The 17,145-nt window shown below is 60.4% G+C and carries 12 protein-coding genes; 9 read left to right on the top strand and 3 right to left on the bottom strand.

Annotation, left to right across the window (positions count from 1 at the left end; genetic code table 11):
* Window positions 1-51 precede the first annotated feature (51 nt).
* Window positions 52-633 (top strand): iron-containing redox enzyme family protein, encoded by a 582-nt coding sequence (locus tag JNM85_02105; protein ID MBL8086847.1) that lies wholly within the window; start codon window positions 52-54, stop codon window positions 631-633.
* 69 nt (window positions 634-702) lie between these two features.
* Here the strand turns inward: JNM85_02105 and JNM85_02110 are convergent, their stop codons facing one another.
* Window positions 703-1,860, bottom strand: coding sequence for a saccharopine dehydrogenase NADP-binding domain-containing protein (locus JNM85_02110; protein MBL8086848.1), 1,158 nt, complete (start codon window positions 1,858-1,860; stop codon window positions 703-705).
* A gap of 160 nt (window positions 1,861-2,020) precedes the next feature.
* Between JNM85_02110 and JNM85_02115 the strand changes: the two genes are divergently transcribed.
* Window positions 2,021-2,743 carry a 50S ribosomal protein L1 gene (locus JNM85_02115; protein MBL8086849.1) on the top strand — a complete coding sequence of 241 codons (723 nt, stop codon included), beginning with the start codon at window positions 2,021-2,023 and terminating at the stop codon, window positions 2,741-2,743.
* Window positions 2,744-2,878: 135 nt separating this feature from the next.
* Complete coding sequence (locus tag JNM85_02120; protein MBL8086850.1) at window positions 2,879-5,971, top strand: PD40 domain-containing protein; 3,093 nt, start codon at window positions 2,879-2,881, stop codon at window positions 5,969-5,971.
* Window positions 5,972-5,977: 6 nt separating this feature from the next.
* Here JNM85_02120 and ftsY read toward each other — a convergent pair whose 3' ends face one another.
* Both ftsY and polA read right to left on the bottom strand, forming a co-directional pair.
* Window positions 5,978-6,856 (bottom strand): signal recognition particle-docking protein FtsY, encoded by an 879-nt coding sequence (gene ftsY, locus JNM85_02125; protein ID MBL8086851.1) that lies wholly within the window; start codon window positions 6,854-6,856, stop codon window positions 5,978-5,980.
* A 26-nt stretch (window positions 6,857-6,882) separates the two neighbouring features.
* A complete protein-coding gene (gene polA / locus JNM85_02130; GenBank protein MBL8086852.1) occupies window positions 6,883-9,492 on the bottom strand; it encodes a DNA polymerase I in 2,610 nt (869 codons plus the stop codon).
* A gap of 47 nt (window positions 9,493-9,539) precedes the next feature.
* On the opposite strand from polA, the gene JNM85_02135 reads away from it, so the two are divergent.
* The 6 genes from JNM85_02135 (at window position 9,540) to rpoN (ending at window position 16,926) form a co-directional block, all read left to right on the top strand.
* Window positions 9,540-10,754, top strand: coding sequence for a PQQ-dependent sugar dehydrogenase (locus tag JNM85_02135; protein ID MBL8086853.1), 1,215 nt, complete (start codon window positions 9,540-9,542; stop codon window positions 10,752-10,754).
* Window positions 10,703-11,275, top strand: a complete 573-nt coding sequence (locus JNM85_02140) for a hypothetical protein (protein MBL8086854.1) — start codon at window positions 10,703-10,705, stop codon at window positions 11,273-11,275. The genes JNM85_02135 and JNM85_02140 overlap by 52 nt, the downstream gene beginning before the upstream one ends.
* 55 nt (window positions 11,276-11,330) lie before the next feature.
* Window positions 11,331-13,637, top strand: a complete 2,307-nt coding sequence (locus tag JNM85_02145) for a S8 family serine peptidase (protein MBL8086855.1) — start codon at window positions 11,331-11,333, stop codon at window positions 13,635-13,637.
* Window positions 13,638-13,739: 102 nt separating this feature from the next.
* Entirely contained in the window at window positions 13,740-14,078 is a 339-nt protein-coding gene (locus JNM85_02150; protein ID MBL8086856.1) for an Hpt domain-containing protein, read from the top strand.
* A gap of 7 nt (window positions 14,079-14,085) precedes the next feature.
* Complete coding sequence (locus tag JNM85_02155; protein ID MBL8086857.1) at window positions 14,086-15,468, top strand: diguanylate cyclase; 1,383 nt, start codon at window positions 14,086-14,088, stop codon at window positions 15,466-15,468.
* Window positions 15,469-15,558: 90 nt separating this feature from the next.
* Complete coding sequence (gene rpoN / locus JNM85_02160) at window positions 15,559-16,926, top strand: RNA polymerase factor sigma-54 (GenBank protein MBL8086858.1); 1,368 nt, start codon at window positions 15,559-15,561, stop codon at window positions 16,924-16,926.
* The last annotated feature ends 219 nt before the right edge of the window (window positions 16,927-17,145 follow it).

Genomic DNA, 17,145 nt, shown 5'->3' on the forward strand with positions numbered 1-17,145 from the left:
GGTACCCGAAGCTACCCCGGGGTTCGAGTACAATCCCGGATCATGATGACCATGACCGATCGGATTGCTGAATTGGACGCCATCGTGGCCCAGTACAACCTCAACAACCACCCGTTCTACCAGGCTTGGCGCGCAGGCGAACTGCCGCAAGAAAAGCTGGCCGACTACGCCGCCGAGTACGGTAAGTTCGTCGCCACCATCGACCAGGGTTGGGAGACCATTGGCTACGGTAAATACGCTCAAGAAGAGCGCGAGCACGTGGTGCTGTGGGGACAGTTCAAGCAAGCGCTTGGCAACCCCAAGTCGAGTAATCGACCCCAGACCGACGTTCTCGTCACCGCCGCCAGCAAGCTGTTCGTGGGCGATGCCGAAGCCGTGGGCGCACTGTACGCTTTTGAGGCCCAGCAGCCGTTCACGTCGCAGAGCAAACTCGACGGCCTGAACGAGCACTACAAGTTCACGGACACCGAGAAGGAGTACTTCACCGTCCACGCCGCCGATGTGAACGAGATCGCCGATCTCCGCAACCACGTGCAGAAGCTCTCGGACGAGGAGTACCTGCGAGCTCGAGGCGCATGCGCCGTCGTGTGCAGTGCCATGTGGAGCGCGCTGGACGGCGTTTACTACGCCTAAGCGACCTCACTCAAACGAGAAGCGGGGCCCCTCCAAAAGAGGCCCCGCTTCTTTGTTTTGCCGTCCCGATTAGTTCGAGAATCGGAGCGGAATGCCGCGCTTTTGTAGTTCTTCAACGAACCGCGTGCCGGTCACCGCTTGTTCGTACCGCACACCGCCCGGCGAGACGTTTCCGCGGGCGATCTCGATGGCGTAGATCGACATGCTGAACCCGGTCAGGCGCTCCATGGAGGTAAAGCCGGTCTTTTCGCACTGCCGATCGAGGATGTCAATCTGGTGTCGAACCTTCTGGCCGCCCTTCTTGCCTTCGCCAACCGCGCGGATAGCGCACAGATCCAAGTCCACAAACTTCGCGAGAAACTCGCCGAACACCTTGTACCAGACGTTTCGCGGCTTCACCGGCTCGCCATCGACCATCACCGGCTCGAAGTCCCACATGCCCGAGTCCTTGAACATCTTCATGTAGGCGCAGTGGCCGGGATAGCGGATGGTCTTGTACTCGTAGTTCGGGATGCGGCCCTTGAGGGTGTAGGGAGCGGTGCTCGTGCCGCCCGAGGTAACGAACGCCTCCATGGTTCCCAACTCGGCGATCTCGAGGGTCTCGAGTTCGCTGAGCGTATCCACCATGTGGATCTGACCGTTTCGCAGGGTCACGGCTTGGAAGTCGTACTCAGTGAGTAGCCCTTCAACGTTGAACGTCAGCTTGTAGTTGAGTGGCGGGACCGGGTTCTGGGGGAGAACGCCGCAGTACAGCTTGACCCACTCTGCCTCGTCCATTTGCTCGATGATCCACAGTCCGAGCGAGTTCACCAGCCCGGGCGCGAGTCCTGTATCCGGGACCAAGGTGATACCAGCCACTTTGGCTTCGTCGTCAAGGGCGAGCGTCTCGTGGGTGATATCGGTGTTGCCGCCGAGGTCAACCATGTGCGTCTTATTGGCGATCGCGACCTTGGCGACCTTCGGGTGCATCCAGTAAGGCACGCAGCTGAGCAAAACGTCGGCATCGTGGAGGAATCCACCCAGGCTCGCGGGGTCCATCGCATCAACCTTGTGCGGGTGGCAGAGTTCCTTCCCGGTGAGCGAGTTGACTCGGTCGCAAGCCTTCTTCGCTTGGTCAAAAGACACGTCACCCATCAAGATTCGCTCAGCGTCTGCGAACATGGATAAGTCGTAGGCCGCCGCGGTGCCTTGCATTCCTGATCCTAAAACAGCAAAGGTTTTCTTCATTGAACTTCCTCCAAAAAATCGCGCCCGGACCACTCACCGTGGCACCCGCGCGCTACAGTTTCTAGGATACCAGGTTGGCTGAGCGGGTGGGTTTCTGGTATAACGGGACATCTTGTGGGAGACCCGTTTTTTCGGGTCGCTCGCACCACGGAGGAATTCATTGCCTAAAGTAAAACGAAAGAACCCCACTTCGCAGCGCTATGCTGCCCTCGCCAAGCAGGTCGACAAGGACCAGTTCCTGGACCCGGCAGCCGCCGTCACCCTCGTGAAGGCCACCGCCAACACGAAGTTCGTCGAGTCAGTCGACATCTCGATCAAGCTCGGCATCGACACCAAGAAGGGTGATCAAAACGTTCGCGGAACGACTTCGCTCCCCCATGGCATTGGCAAGATCAAGCGCGTGGCCGTCCTCGCCAAGGGTGACGCCGCAAAAGAGGCTGAAGAGGCAGGCGCAGACACCGTCGGCGCAGAAGAGCTGATCACCAAGATCGCCAACGGTTTCAAGGACTTCGATGTCCTGCTCGCTCACGAAGAGATGGCCCCCCAGATCGGCAAGATCTCGAAGGCTCTCGGCCCCAAGACTCCGAACAAGCGCAACGGCACCGTGACTTCGACCGTCGCCGCCGCCGTTCGCGAGATCAAGGGCGCGACGCGCGTCGAATACCGCGCGGACAAGGGTGGAGTCATCCACGTACCGATCGGCAAGGTCAACTTCGACGACGCGAAGCTCATCGAGAACTTCCACGCGGCTCTGGGCGCGGTAATCAAGGCGAAGCCAAGCTCGGCCAAGGGCAAGTACATTCAGAGCGTGACTCTGAGCAGCACCATGGGCCCCGGCGTCCCGATTGATGTCGCGGTCGCAAGCAAAGCCTCGGGCGGCTAGTCCCCGGCGGACACCCGCTCCAAAACCCCCGTTCGTTCTTCGGAACCCCGGGGGTTTGGCGTTTGCCAGACTCGTGCGCTGAAATTGTGCAAATTCGCGCTAATGGACCCTCGCCGCATCCGGTATAGATAACCAATGAAATTTCTTAGCCGAACTCTCCTGTTGTCGCTGACAACCGCCGCGGTCGTTAGCGCTCAGGCCGAGCCGATCAAGCGAGTCACCTTCCCTGCCTTGTCGCCCGACGGCTCCATGGTCGCATTCAGCTATCAGGGAGACATTTGGAAAGCGTCTTCCGAGGGTGGCAACGCCGTGCGCTTGACCGTCCATCCCGCCGAGGACACCCAGCCACGATGGACCCCCGACGGATCCCGCATCGTTTTCACCAGCACGCGCTACGGCAACTCCGACCTGTTCTCGATGAACGCGTCGGGTGGCGATCTGCGCCGGCTCAACTTTGAGAGCTCGGCGGAGCAGCTGATCAACATCTCGCCCGACGGGAAGTTCGCCTATGGCTACACGAGCGCGTTTGGGCGTAGTGACCTCTTCCGCGTCTCGCTGCAGGGCGGCGACATGATCCGCCTGACGGGAGCCACCTACGAGGTCGAGTTCTTCCCCACTATCTCGCCGGACGGTAAGTCGATCGCGTTTTGCTCGGGGAGCAGTGGCGGCGGCTGGCGCAACCCGCTCCAGAGTGGTAGTAACACCGCGGAGATCTGGGTCGGTGACAACGCCGTGCCGGTGCGGAACATGCGGAAGATCACGAACAACGAGTGGCAAGACCTGTATCCAAACTACGCCCCCGACGGAAAGATCTACTTCATCTCGAACCGGAGCGGCTGGCCAAATCTGTGGCGCATGAACGGCGACGGCACCAAGCCAACTCAGCTCACCCAATTCACTGAGGGAGCCATGCGCCGACTGAGCGTCAGCGCGGATGGCAAGGTGGTGGCATTCGAGTTCGATTCCGAGTTTTGGCGCTATGACGTCGCCAAGCAGACGACCACCAAGATCGCGCTCGATGCCCCCGCCGATGCGCGCGCAACCCCCGAGACGACGTTGCAGCTCCAAGCAGGAGTCTCGAACTACGCGGTTTCGCCGGACGGCAAACGCACCGTCATCGAGGTCCGCGGCGACCTGTGGCTGATCCCGAGCACCGGCGGCACTACTCGGCGACTCACTCAGTCCGCTGCCAAAGACGAGCTCCCGGTCTGGCTCGACAACAACACGATCCTCTTCAACACCGGTCGAACGGGTAAGCGTGAGCTTTGGACGGTGACGACTCAAGGCGTCGAGAAGGTTTGGATCGCCGATACGACCGACGTCGGCAACGCACAACTCTCACCCGACGGCAAGATGGTCGCTTACTTCCGCGGCGATCGGCAGCTCATGGTGACCGAAGCCGCCGACCCGCGCAACAAGCGGCGTGAGCTGACCAAAGGGCGATTCGCTGGCGCAATGATGGGGAACGACTCGTTTAGTTGGTCGCCCGACTCGAAGTACATCGCGATCGGGCTGGAGACAGATCGGCTTGGCACTAACGCGCACTTGATCGACGTGGCGACCGGAGCCTCGAGGATCGTGGCGCAACTTGCGCGGAGTATGACGCCTCCCAAATTCCTCCCGAACGGCCGAAGCATTTTCTTCACGGCGAACGAGTACGAGAACCTTGATCTCTACGTGGTGGACTTGGTCCAGGAGGACCTGAAGTTTACGGAAGAGGACCTGCTCTCACTGGAGGAGCCGAAGAAGGAAGAGCCAAAGGAGAAGCCCGCCGTCACGGTCAAGATCGACATGAACGGGATCCTGGAGAGGTTGCGAAGGCTGACCACGCAGGGCGCGGCCAGCGCCATCGCTAGCCCCGACAGCAAATCGATCTGGGTCTCTGCGGGTGGGGCCTGGACGAACATCTCGCTCGCGACCGGACAGGCCGTCCCCAACCCGGCCATGCCACCTACGGTCGGCAACCCCACCTTTGACAAGTCGGGTCGGCTACTCTTCGTCTCCGGCGGGCGCCTGCTTGCCGCGGGACCCGGCGCACCACCGGTACCCATCAACTTCCGAGCGGACCTTCGGGTCGATCAGCGGGAAGAGGAACTGGCTCTGTTCGACGAGATCTGGTTCATGATGGACCGGTTCTACTACAACCCAGCGATGAACAACCGTAACTGGCCCGGCATCAAGGCGAAGTACGCCAAGGTCGTACCGTTCACGACGAGCCGAACCGACTTCTATGCGCTGATGGGCGAGATGATGGAGGAGCTCGACAGCTCGCACCTGGGCGCGACCGCACCCGACGAGACGGTCCGCGGCGAGAGCGACCAAACTGGCTTGCTCGGCGTGGAGTGGGATTGGAACGCGCTGGATGCACGCGGCGAGTACATCGTCGCATCGGTGCTACCCCTGTCTCCGGCCGCGCACCCGCAATCGACGCTGATGCCGGGGGATCGTATCGTGAAGGTCAACGGCCAGAGCCCGGCCCCGACGAACCCCATCGCCAAGATCCTCAATGGCCAGGCGAACAAGCGGGTGACACTCGACATCGTCCGCGATGGCGCGCCCCTGACCCTGCTCATCAAACCCACCGTGTTTGGTGCTGCGACCCCACTAGCGCAAGCCCAGTGGGTACGAAATAATCGCCTACTGGTAGATAAGCTAAGTAACGGAAAGCTCGGCTACGTCTACTATGCGAGCATGAGCCAGCCCGTGCAAGACAACTTCTTGCGCGAAATCCGAACCCAAACGCAGGGGAAGGAGGGACTGATCATCGACGTTCGGTACAACGGCGGCGGCAGCACCGCTCAGCAGGCGCTGGGCATCCTGATCAAGACCCCGTGGCTGGTCCGAACTCGTCGCGATGCGCCCGAACTGAAGATGAGCGAGAACATCTACCGTGGCGATAGCCTGGAACTCCCGTCCGCGCTCATGATCAACCAGTACAGCTTCAGCAATGCGGAGATCTTCGCCGAGGGCTTCCGCCGTCTGAAGATCGGACCGGTGGTCGGCGAGAGAACGGGTGGCGGCGTCATCGGGACTTCCGCTGCCGAACTGTGGGACGGCGGTAGCATCCGCATGCCCGCGTGGGGTGCCTACACGATTGATGGCGAGAACCTGGAGCGCAATGGCCGCCGAGCGGACATCAATGTCCTTTGGGATCCAAATGCTGCACTTGAAGGCCGCGATGTTCAGCTTGAAGCCGCGGTGCGAGCGTTGCTAAAAAAGACAAAGTAGAAAGCGTCAGCTCTCGTCAAAGAGGTTCTGCGCGAACCATTCCCGGTCAAAATCGCGCAGATCCTCGGCCTTTTCGCCGACCCCGATGAGCTTGACGGGGACTTTGAACCGCTCGTAGATGCCGATCAGCGCGCCGCCCCGAGCGGTTCCGTCTAGTTTCGTAAGGATGAAACCTGTAACGCCCGCCGATTTGGTGAACTCCTCGGCCTGGCGAATGGCGTTCTGACCCGTGTTCGCATCGAGCACGAGCAGCACTTCGTCGGCGGTCCGCCCCAGCCCCTTCTCGAGCACTCGCGTGACCTTGCCGAGCTCTTCCATCAGACTCCCCTTGCTATGCTGCCGCCCAGCGGTGTCAGCGAGGACGTAATCGATTCCGCGGGCCTTCGCCGCATGGATGGCATCAAAAATGACGGCGGCGGCGTCCGCCCCGGGCTGAGTTCTCACGATCTCCGCGCCCGTCCGCTCCGCCCATATCTCCAACTGCTCAATGGCGGCGGCGCGAAAGGTGTCGCCTGCGGCCATGAGGACCGTCTTTCCTTGCCTGCGCAGCCGCGCTGCGAGCTTGCCGATACTGGTCGTCTTCCCAACACCGTTCACACCGACGAATAAGTAGACAGTCGGACCAGGCGATGCGTAGATCAAGGAAGTAGACGCGCCCTGATCAAACCGCTCCGCGATGGCTGCACGGAGGCGGACCTTCATGTCGCCGGGATCGGTGATCTTCTCGTCGCGCACCAGCCGTCGCAGTTGGTCCAAGATTTCGCTCGTGGTCTGGACGTGGGTGTCGGCTTCAAGCAGTGCCTCTTCGAGGTCTTCATACAGTTCATCGTCGATGACACCGCGACCGAGCATCCGGTCCACACGCTGCATCAGCCTCTTGAACATTAGCTAAGAGGATACCTGCGGCAGGGTCAGCGAGGGACCAGGGCCATGTCGCTCCAGTTCGCGCCCGCCTTGGCATCGACCTCGGTCGGCACATCCAGCGGCATGGCATTCTCCATCTCGCTCCGGATCTGGCCGACGGCAGCCATCTCATTTGGAGTCATCTCGAAGACCAGTTCGTCGTGCACCTGGAGCAGCATTTTGATGCCGCAGACACCCAGGTTCCGGCGCACATTCAGCATCGCGACCTTGATCATGTCGGCAGCGGCACCCTGGATCGGAGCGTTGATCGCCTGCCTCTCGGCGTACGTCCGCTCGTTGCGATTGGCGGCGTGGATGTCCGGGAAGTACCGGCGGCGACCCAGCATCGTCGTCGTGAATCCCTTCGCGCGAGCATCCTCGACCACCGACTCCGTAAACGCCTTGACCGTCGGGAACCGTTCGTTGTACTGCTGGATCAGCTGCTTGGCCTCGCTGATGCTGAACCCACCACCCAACTGGTTGGCCAGGCCGAAGTCGGTCACGCCATACAACACCGCGTAGTTCAACATCTTTGCAAGGCGACGCTGCTCCTTGGTTACATCGGCCTCGTCAACGTGGAACATAAGTGCAGCGGTCACGGTATGTACGTCGACTCGCTGGGAGAACGCTTCGACAAGCACCGAGTCTTTGCACAGGTGGGCGAGCAGACGAAGTTCGATCTGAGAGTAATCCAGACTGACGAGCTGAGTGCCCGGCGCGGCGACAAATGCGCGGCGAATCTGCCGACCTAGCTCGGTTCGTATCGGGATGTTCTGCAGGTTCGGCTCATTTGAACTGAGTCGCCCGGTTGCGGCCACGGTCTGGTTGTAGCTTGTGTGGATCCGCCCGTCAGGCCCAATCATCCTCGGGAGCGCATCGGCGTAGGTCGATTTGAGCTTGGTGAGTTCGCGCCAGGCGAGCACCTGAGTCGCGATGGGGTACTGCCCCTCAAGGGTCTGTAGAATCTCTGCGCCGGTGGCGTATCCCGTCTTGGTCTTCTTCGCCCCAGGGATACCCAGCTTGTCGAAGAGAATTTCCCCCAGCTGCTTGGGCGAACCGATCACGAATTCCTGTCCGGCCAGCTCGTACACCTTCTGCGCAGTTGCCCGGATCTGAACGTCCAGCGACTTGGAAAAGTCGGTGAGGAAATCCCGGCTGACCGCGATCCCATGTCGCTCCATTTCGGCGAGTACCGGGGCGAGCGGCCCCTCGATCTCGTCGAGAATCTTCATTTGACCCTCGCGCTCCAGCCGATTGCGCATCACGGCCTCCAGCCGGTCGAGACCGACCGCACAAGCCTCCGCGCTCTCCGGGGCTTCGACATCCAGGTAGCCCTGGATGAGATCGCGCATGGCGTATTGCGCGCGGCCCGATTGCAGCACGTACCCCGCCAGCATCGCGTCGAATCGGACGGGCTGCAACTCACTGAGCTTCGCCGCTTGCAATCGTGCGAGCATGGATTTGGCGTCGTGCGCGCGGGCGAGCGCTAAGTGCTCGGCAACTACGGGATCCGCCGCCTGGGTGTCCAAGCGAACCACATCGCCGTCGCGCGCAAAGATGAGCGTTCGCGCGCCGTCATCGAACATGCCTGCCTGGTCGGGCCCGGCTGCGACCACGGCGAACGGCTTGCCATCAATCCACTTTCGGAGGTCCTCGCCGGACCGCAAATCGCGCTGCGACTGCACTTCGACTCTCTCGACCACGGTTTCTACCACGGATGCGGCATGCTCAGCCCCCTCCAGGTAGGGTGCGAACACGAGCGGAAGCCGCTTCACGAAGTTACGGAATTCCAACGACTCCAGCATCTTTCGCGCCGCTTCGTACTGGCTAGGGCTCACTTGGAACTGGGCAAAATCCCACTCGATGGGAGCATCGCGGCGAATCGTGCAGAGGTCTTTCCACTTCGGGATTGCTTCGACCGCAGTCTCGATCTTGGTCCGGAACTTGTCCGGGACCTCCTCCAATCGGTCGAGCATCTCCTCGACCGTGCCGAATTTGTCGATGAGGAGTTTGGCCGATTTGTCGCCGATCCCGGGCACTCCCGGGATGTTGTCGCTGGTGTCTCCGGCGAGCGCCTTGTAATCTCGGAGTTGATCGGGCTCGAATCCGTACCGTTCGCGGACTGCGGCGGGATCATACATCACGACTTCGGTGACTCCGACCTTGGGCGTGACGACGCTGACTTGCTCGTCAACGAGCTGCAACGAGTCCAGATCACCCGTGACGATAGTGGTTTTGTAACCGTGTTGCTCCGCCTGGAGGCTAAGGGTCCCTACAATATCGTCAGCCTCCCAACCCGTCAGTTCGATTTGGGGGATACCCAGTGCCTTGATCAGTTCCCGCGCGACCGGCAACTGGACGCGCATCTCTTCTGGCATCTCCCGACGCGTTCCCTTGTATTCCGCGTACTCCGCGTGACGAAAAGTCTTGCCAGGGGCATCGAGAGCAACGAGCACCCCGGCCGGCTTCTCGGTCTCGATCATTCGGAAGATCATGGCGCAGAACCCATAAAGCGCATTGGTTGGCCGACCGTCGGTCGTGCTCATGAACTTGTTGCCGTAAAAGGCACGGTAGAGCAAGCTAAACCCGTCGATGAGAATGAGGCGCTTTTCGGGCATGGTGGGCAGGTTACCTTCGCCTCAATCCGCGTAAGATAATGAAAGAGATGAGACCACTAAGCTCGCGTTGGGGAGTGGCGCTAACCGCGCTGACGGTCCTGGGCATGATTGCGTGCTCCCGCAGCGGGGAGGGCCAGCCGGTGACGGCAGCGGCGGGTGCCGTTGGGGCCGACACCCCCGCCTTCTGGGTGCGTCCGGGGTTCAAGGTTACGCGCGTCGCCTCCGATCTGAGCAACGCAAGATTTATGGAGTTCGGGCCCAATGGCGACCTGTACATGAGTCGTCCCAATCGCGGCGACATCCTTACGCTGCGACGCAACGGTGATCAATATAAGGTTTCGGGGACATTCATCAAGAACAAGCCCTCCGCCCACGGCATGAGCTTCTATGACGGCTGGCTCTACTTCTCCACAACCGGTGAGATCTACCGATCGCAAGATACGAACGGAGACGGCGTCGCTGATACGACGGAGCTTCTTCTGAATACAGATCAACTGGGTGCACGCGGCGGCGGACATTGGTGGCGCCCCGTGCTGGTGACTGAGAAGGGGATCTTCACGGGCATTGGCGACGGAGGAAACATCAACGACGAATACGAATCGATGCGTCAGAAGCTGTGGTTCTTCCCCCATGGTTCGACCGAACGGCAACTGTGGTCGTCTGGCACGCGCAACACCGAGAAGCTTCGAATCCGCCCGGGGACGCAAGAGGTCTGGGGCATGGACCATGGCAGTGACAACTGGGGAAAGACACTGGGCGAGAAGACGGGCACAGATCAACCCTTCACAGATCGTGTTCCTCCCGATGAATTCAATCATTACAAGGAAGGTCAATTTTACGGACATCCCTTCGTGCTTGGAAATGGTATCCCGCGATTGGAGTTTAAGGATCGACCGGACTTCATCGAACTCGCTCGGAAGACGGTCGTCCCCGAGTGGAACTTCGGCGCACACTGGGCGATGAATGGATTCTGTTTCGCGACGAGTCGGGCATTGGGCGACGATGTGCAGGGGGACGCGTTCTGCGCAGCCCATGGGTCATGGAACAGCGTGGTCAAGGTCGGCTACCGCATCGAACGGGTTCTATTCGACCGCGTGACTGGAAAGCCTTACGGCTCTCTGGCCATGGTCAAGACGCTCGGACCGAACGGAGAAGTCTTGGCGCGTCCGGTCGATTGCGTCGAAGAGCCAGGGGGCTCCATCCTCTTCTCATGCGATTACACCAACGCCATCTATCGCTTGGAACGGCTGCCAGCGCGCTGATCGTCGCGGTGGCGGCGCTTGTCCCCGCGGCTCCCGTACGCCTAGCGGTCGTGCCGCTTGAGCGCGGTCCGATGCAGACCTTTGAAGAAAGCTGCGCCCGATGCCACGGCACTAACGGCGAGAATTACGGCACAGAGTTCGGCCGCCACCTCAGCGACTCGGAGCTGCGCAAGGTCACCCGCGAGATGGCCGACGGCCCGGGGGCGGTACAGCTCGATACCCGGGCACTCGATGCTCAAGTCGCCTTGCACCGAGCCTGGATCTTGCGTGAGCCCTTTGTGGCGTGGGTCAAGTCGAGCCGATCCGGCTGGTCAGGCGAAGTCTCTCCCGGCACGAAGCTCACTGCTCGCGCTGGCGGAAAGCCCATCGCCGTCAAGATGGACGGAACACGTTGGTCGATCTCCAAAGCCGCGACGGCACCCGTTCTCACTGCCCGTGTTGGCTCGCGTCAGGTGACGTTAGACCTCGCCAAGGCCGCTCACACGCACACCAAGCCGTTGCCGAAGTCAAAAACCCGGTAAGACCCCGCAAAGATTGACGGAGGATTGGCACGAATCCAGCGTACACTTGAACCGTATGTCTGCACGCGGTTGTTGGAGAACATGCGCCCTGATCGTTGTCGGTCTCAGCGCACTTACACCAGCTTGGGCAAATCCGGTCTCGGATTTCCAGGCGGAAGCCATCCGGCGCGAGAAGCGGTTGCCGGATCCCAAGTGGGCGGATTGGGCTGGCGGTCCGAGTTCGCGAGTTCAAGTCAAGCTTGCCGACCCAAGGGCGCTTGCATCGGTCGCTCGCAAGGCCAAAGCTCTCGCGTACGAGCCGATGAGCAGCGATGCCCACTGGGCAGTCCTCACGTTTGATTCCGCCGCCAGTGCGACTCGAGCACTCAGTTCCCTGCGCTCGATGGGAGCTTTGCAGGTCTTCCAAGAAACCACGCGCACGGTCGTCAAGGACGCCTTCGTACCGGTCGATCCGTACTATTTCCCCAACAATCCGTCTTCCCCGTGGCCAGGGCAATGGACTCTGAACAACACCTTCACTGCGGGCCGCGACATTAACGTGATTCCCGCTTGGAACAACGACTTTACGGGACTTGGGATCACCGTTGGGATCGTGGATGATGGCGTGCTTGTCACCCATCCGGACCTCACGGCCGGCATCTCGCTCACAAACGGCAAGAATTTCCAGAACGGCAGCAGTAACCCGAGCCCCAGCTACAACGATGACAACCACGGCACCGCGGTTGCAGGCATCGTCGCCGCACGCGGCAACACCGTCGGTGTGGTCGGTGTCGCTCCCAAGAGCACCATCGCCGGGCTGCGACTCGATTTCTATTCGGGGACCTTTGACACCATGGATGCCGACGCGACCCGCTACCGAAGCATCGTTGGCGACAACGCGATTCGCGTCAAGAACCACAGCTACGGTCCCGCAGCCATCTTCGCGAGCGCCGCAGGGACCACGCAGGCCATCCGCGATTCCGCCGCCGCTGGAACAATCCACGTCCGGTCGGCAGGCAATGCCCGTGGCAGCATCGCCGAGGACGTCAACAAGTACGCGGAACGAAACATTCCGGAGACTCTCGTTGTCGGCGCGATCGGCAGCGACGGCACATTCCTGCCAAGCTCAAGCTATGGCGCGAGCCTTACCTGCGTGGCTCCAAGCTGCGAATTTCTCGCCGTCACGCCCGGCCTGCTCGTCCTCACGACGGACCGAACCGGTGAAGGACTCGGCTTCAATGGCGCAGCAGACAGTTTCCCGAACGCGGACTACACGTCCCGCATGGGCTACACCTCCGCGGCCGCTCCCCTCGTGACGGGAGCAATGGTCTTGCTGGTCGAGCGACGCCCTGCTGCGGACGTGCGGTACGCAAAGCATCTGATCGCCCGCAGCTCGAAGCAGGTCGACCCGACGGACAGCACATCAGCGAGCGACGGCGGCTGGAAAACCAATGCGGCCGGATTCAAATTCAACCAGAACTACGGCTGGGGGATGATTGATGTCGGGTCGCTCCTGAACCAGGCGGCGCTCTACACATCCGCCACCACCCTCACGACTCAAACTACCGGTACCGTCAACGTGGCCGCAGCCGTTCCGGACAACAACGCCACCGGAATCTCGCGTACCTTCACGCTTGCCAGCGGTGCACCGATGGAAGAGCTGCTGGTCACGCTAAACGTCACGCACACATGGCGCGGAGATCTGGAAGCGTTCGTGACCTCGCCCAGCGGGACGACGAGTCGACTGTTCCTCCAAGCAGGCAGCGACAATGGCGTGAACATGAACTGGACGTTCAGTTCCAATGCCTTCTGGGGCGAGAACCCCGCAGGAACATGGACGATTCGCCTGACCGACCGCGGCGCGGCGGATGTGGGTACTTGGAACAGCTACGTCGCGACGGCAAGGATGGGCACCCTCGTTCCTGCCGCTACCACTATCAATGGCACCATCGACCTGCAGGGCTGGCCCGGTGCCCGGTTGAACGGGGAACCCGTGACGCTTGAGCTACGCGATGGTAGCAACGCCGTCGTCGCAACGATCAATACTACGTTGAACGCCAGCGGGCAGTACTCGATCAGCACGCCGCTTACCGGCACCTACGATCTGACCGCCAAGGGACGCACCTGGTTGCGGGCACGCCGCACCGCGCTCGTCGTCAACGGCACAACCTTGAACGCACAGAACTTCAGCCTCATCAACGGCGATTCAAACGGCGACAATTTTGTAGACTTGTTCGACTATCTGATCATGTCGGACTCGTACGAGACTGGCTTGGGTGACTCGCAATTCGATGCCCGCGCCGATCTGAACGGCGACGATGCGGTCGATTTGTTCGACTATTTGATCCTCTCGGGCGCGTACGAGCTCGAAGGCGACGTGTAAAGTACAACTTGGTGTTGCGAAGGCTACAGGGTTCCTCGGAGCCCTGTAGTTTTTCTTGGGGAGGGCCGATACTTTCAGTAGCAAATTTGTTGGACCCTACCCATGGAAACCAAATTTCTTGATCTGACCCGACTGCTCGAAGTCGCCGATGGCGACACCGAGTTTGTCACTCAAGTGCTGACCGAGTACGCGCACACCGTGCCGGAGCTCTTGACCGAGCTGCAGACGGCCATTGATCACGAAGACCTCCTGGGGGTACAAAGCCGTGCCCACGATTTGAAGGGTACGAGCCAGACGGTTGGAGCCTATGCGCTGGCCGAAGGTGCCCGTGCCGTGGAAATGGCCGCACGAGATGAGGATTGGGATGCGATCCGATCGCTTCGCCGCAACCTAGAAGCCACTTGGAACGAAACTCAGCAAGAAGTATCCAACGCAGCGTAACCCGCTTATGAACATCCTGGTCGCCGACGACGATAGCGCCACACGTTTGCTCCTTGGTCGCATGATCGAGCGCGAAGGGCACCACGTGACCACCGCCAAGAATGGAGCGGAGGCACTCGAGCTCTTCAAAGAGTCTCGATTTGACGTGGTCATCTCCGACTGGATGATGCCCGTGATGGATGGACTTGAGCTCTGCCGTGAGCTTCGGTACACAGAAGGCTTGGACTACGCCTACTTCATCATGGTCACCGCCAAGGGCCACCGTGAAGAGCGGCTCAATGCCATCGAAGCCGGAGTGGACGACCTTATCAACAAGCCGCTCGATTCAGAGGAGCTGCAAGCTCGCCTGAAGGTGGCAGCGCGCATCCTGCGTACTCAGACCGAACTCCGCCAGAAGAGCGAAGAGAACCGACAACTCGCCAACGTACTCGAAATGGCGAACCGCCGCGTGAGCGAGCTGTTCAAGAACCTTCCGGTCGCGTGTCTGACCATTGACCCCACCGGTATCGTGATGGAAATCAATCAGCGCGCCGAGCGGCTGCTCGGAGTCACCTCCGGAAGCGTCTGGATGCAGCCATTCTACGACTCGGTCGTGCCCAGCAAGCACCGTCGCAAGGCGCTTCAGTTAGCCTCACGGGCGGGCGAAGGGGAGATGATCCTCGACTACCCGTGGCAGGTCGAACTGATCGGCGGTGAGCTAAAGAGCCTGATCATCAACACGTTCCCGATTCGATCGCCTATGGGGGCGATCGTTGGATCGGCCATCACCTTTGTGGACCTCACGAAGGAGCGACAGCTCACCAAGCAGATCCGGACCCAACTCGCCGTCCAGCGTCAGACGAATGCGGAACTAAAGATTCTGAGCGACAAGCTCGACCTGCTCGCAAAGACCGACGGCCTCACCGGACTGTTCAATGTCCGGACCTTCAAGGCGTTCCTCACCACCGCAATGGAGAATGCCGCCAAGAAGGGCACACCGCTTTCGATCCTGCTCACCGACGTCGACAAGTTCAAATCGTTTAACGATGAGTTCGGCCACCTTGTGGGAGACGAAGTGCTCCGCAAGGTTTCGTCGACCATGCGCGCCATTGTAGACCAGACCCCTGGGGCCATGGTCGCGCGGTACGGAGGCGAAGAGTTCATCGCCGCGATCCCGGGTATGGAAGCGAGCGACGCCGTCGAGTATGCGAATCAACTGCGACTCGCGATCCAAGACCAGGAGTGGACCTATAGGCAGGTGACGTCAAGCTTCGGCGTGGCGACGTTCTCGCCGGACCTGGATACCGTCGAATCGTTCGTCAAGTTAGCGGACGATGCGCTCTACGCCTCGAAGGAGAACGGTCGAAATCGCGTCACTCATGCGCAGGAACTACGCTCAGCGGCCGCGTAACCGGCGCAAAACTCCCGTATATCGCCCGGTCCTGATTCACAGGACCCCGCCAAGAATTGGGACATAAGCCACGGGGCTTGCGGTGATCGAATGGCAAAGGGATACTCGTTTCGACAGGATGTACGAACTGGGCTCAACACAAAGCTCGACCCCCGAATCTTGGTGGGCAGCCAGCTCATGCAGCTCGGCTCGCTAGAGCTTGAGAGCGCGATCGAGACAGAGCTTGCAGAGAACCCCGCCTTGGAGCGCATTTCCGAGAGCGAGGAGCCGGTCTCGCAAGAGGAAATCCTCGCGAAACTGAATCGGGATGCCGACATCTCTCACGACTACGAGAACTACCGAAGCCGGCCCGACGGCGACGACACGCTCGACTGGCTCGACTTCGCCTCTAGCCGCGATAGCCTCCAGGACGTGCTGGCCGGCCAGCTCTTGGCTGATGCACCGCCTGCCGAAGTCGAGCTTTACGAAATCTTGATCGGCGCAGTCAATGAGCGTGGCTACCTGGGCGTCCCGCTAGAAGAGATTGCATTGCAGACGAACGTCTCGCTCGAAGAGGCAGAGGCAGCACTTCAGCGACTTCAAGCGTGTGAGCCAGCCGGAGTTGGCGCGCGCAACGTTGCCGAGTGTCTGTACTTGCAGCTCCGTGGGGACGATTCTCTTGAAGCCAAGATCGCCCGGTCGCTACTGAAAAACAATATGGACTACATCGTCCACCGGAACGCCAAAGCGGTTGCGCGCCAATTCTCAGTGACGCCGCAGCTCGCCGAAGCAGCCTTTGAACTTGTGTCAAGCTTGACCCCCTATCCCGGCGACGAGTACGAGTACACGGGGTCCGGCTCGAAGCCCTCTCGCGCTCAAGCGGAGATCGTCTTTGACCACACGCCGTCCGGATGGGAGATCACCGTCCGGGGTATCCGCGCCGCGGACCTGAGGGTCTCGCGCGCCTACTCCGAGCAGATGGCCGCGCTCAAGGGCAAACACAAGATCCAGAAGGCAGAGTACGCCCACGTGAAGGCGTTCGTCCAACGGGCAGAAGTCTTCATCTCGGCGCTGGAGCAGCGCGCGCAGACCCTGCTCAAGATTGCCGATCATCTCATCCGGACACAGGGTGGATTCATCCAGACTGGACAGTTCAAGTTCCTAAACGACCTCACACGGCTCAAGCTGGCCCGCGAGATCGGGGTCCACGAAAGCACGATTTCTCGCGCGACGATGGAGAAATGCGTTCAGATCGCAACCGGAGAAATCGTTTCGTTCGACATCTTCTTCGACTCCAGCCTGAAGGCGAGCAAGATGATCGAGGAGATCTTGCAATACGAGAACCCCAACAGCCCGCTGAGCGATGCGCGAATTGCCCAGATGCTTGAGGCGGAAGGGGTCACCATCGCCCGCCGTACTGTCAACAAGTATCGGGACAAAACCAGGCTGCTGAGTTCACGCAAGCGCAAGTCCGCGTAGTCTGCCCAGACTTTTTTCGGGGAGGCGTCACATTCTCGAATCGTTTCGACGATATAGAAGTGCGTTTAGCAAACAATGCTGAACGGGGAGTGTGAAGCGGATAAAAGGAACCCGATAGAGGTTCGAGTATCGCAAACAGCATTAACCGCAAACACTGAATTCTCTTACCTAGCGGGCTTCGACCTCTCCTTCCCGCTAGGTGATTTTATTTATGACCCA

It is taken from the genome of Chthonomonas sp., from assembly GCA_016788115.1.
Taxonomy (GTDB): Bacteria; Armatimonadota; Fimbriimonadia; order Fimbriimonadales; family Fimbriimonadaceae; genus UBA2391.